A 1,547-nucleotide genomic window follows, 5' to 3' on the forward strand; every position below is an offset into this window, starting at 1 on the left:
GCGCGGCGCTGGAGGCGATGATCCGGGAGCGCGTGGCCCGCCTGGGCGGCCTCCCGGCCGACCGCGTGTCCGTGCACGAGCCCTTCGCGGCGCTCGGCCTCAACTCCATGCGGCTGGTGGAGCTGGTCGGCGCGCTGGGCGAGGCGCTGGGCGTGGAGATCCCGCCCACCTTGGCCTTCGACCACCCCACCGTCGCGCGCCTGGCCGCGCACCTGGCCGGAGGCGGGGAGGCGAGCGCGGCGCCGCGCTCGGGCGACGGGTACGAGCCGGTCGCCATCGTGGGGATGGGCTGCCGCTTCCCCGGCGCGGACGGGCCCGAAGCCTTCTGGGAGCTGCTCCGGGAGGGGAGGACGGCCGTGGGCGAGGTCCCCGCGGAGCGCGTGGAGCTGACCGGGTACCGGGCCCGCGGGGACGACCCCTTCCGCTGGGGCGGCTTCCTCCCGGAGGTGGACGCCTTCGACGCCTCGCTCTTCGGCATCTCGCCGCGCGAGGCCCGCAGCATGGACCCGCAGCAGCGGCTCCTGCTGGAGACCGCCTGGCACGCCCTGGAGTCCGCCGGGATCCCCGCGGACCGGCTCGCGGGGTCGGCCACCGGGGTGTTCGTGGGGATCAGCACCAACGACTACTTCCGCCTGCAGCGCGAGGCCGGGGCGGGGCACGACACCTACTCCGGCACGGGGAGCGCGCTGAGCGTCGCCGCCAACCGCATCTCGTACGTGCTGGGGCTGCAGGGCCCCTCCCTGGCGCTGGACACGGCGTGCTCCTCGTCGCTGGTGGCGGTGCACCAGGCCTGCCGCAGCCTGGCGGCGGGAGAGAGCGACCTGGCGCTGGCGGGCGGGGTGAACCTGGTCCTGTCGCCGGACTACGGCGTGATCTTCACCGAGGCGCAGATGCTCTCGCCCACCGGGCTCTGCCACACCTTCGGCGACGACGCCGACGGGTACGTGCGCGGCGAGGGGTGCGGCGTCGTGGTGCTGAAGCGCCTGCGCGACGCGGAGCGCGACGGCGACCGCGTCCTGGCCGTGATCCGCGGCTCGGCGGTGAACCAGGACGGCTCCAGCAACGGCCTCACGGCCCCCAACGGCGCGGCGCAGCAGCAGGTGGTGCGCGCGGCGCTGGAGCGCGCCGGCGTCGCCCCCGGCGAGGTGGGCTACGTGGAGACGCACGGCACCGGCACCCCGCTGGGCGACCCCATCGAGGTGGAGGCGCTGCGGAGCGTGCTGGACGGACGGCCCGCGGAGGCGGCCCAGCCCTGCTGGCTGGGGGCGGTGAAGCCCAGCATCGGGCACCTGGAGCCCGCGGCGGGGATCGCCGGCCTGATCAAGACGGTGCTGGTGCTGGAGCACGGCCAGGTGCCGCCGGTGCACGGGCTGGGCGAGCAGAACCGGCACATCGACCTGTCCGGGAGCCGCCTGCGGATCGCCCGGGAGCTGGCGGAGTGGCCGGCGGCCGGGGGCGCCCCGCGCCGCGCGGGGGTCAGCTCGTTCGGCTTCGGCGGGACCAACGCGCACGTGGTGCTGGAAGAGGCGCCCGCGCGGGACGCCGCG

The 1,547-nt window shown here is 76.6% G+C and carries 1 protein-coding gene; it reads left to right on the top strand.

Translation table 11 applies throughout. The features are described 5' to 3' along the window. A partial coding sequence (locus VGR37_18080) for a type I polyketide synthase (protein HEV2149317.1) occupies positions 1 to 1,547 on the top strand: 1,547 nt, incomplete at both ends.

It is taken from the genome of Longimicrobiaceae bacterium, assembly GCA_035936415.1.
Lineage (GTDB): Bacteria > Gemmatimonadota > Gemmatimonadetes > Longimicrobiales > Longimicrobiaceae > JAFAYN01.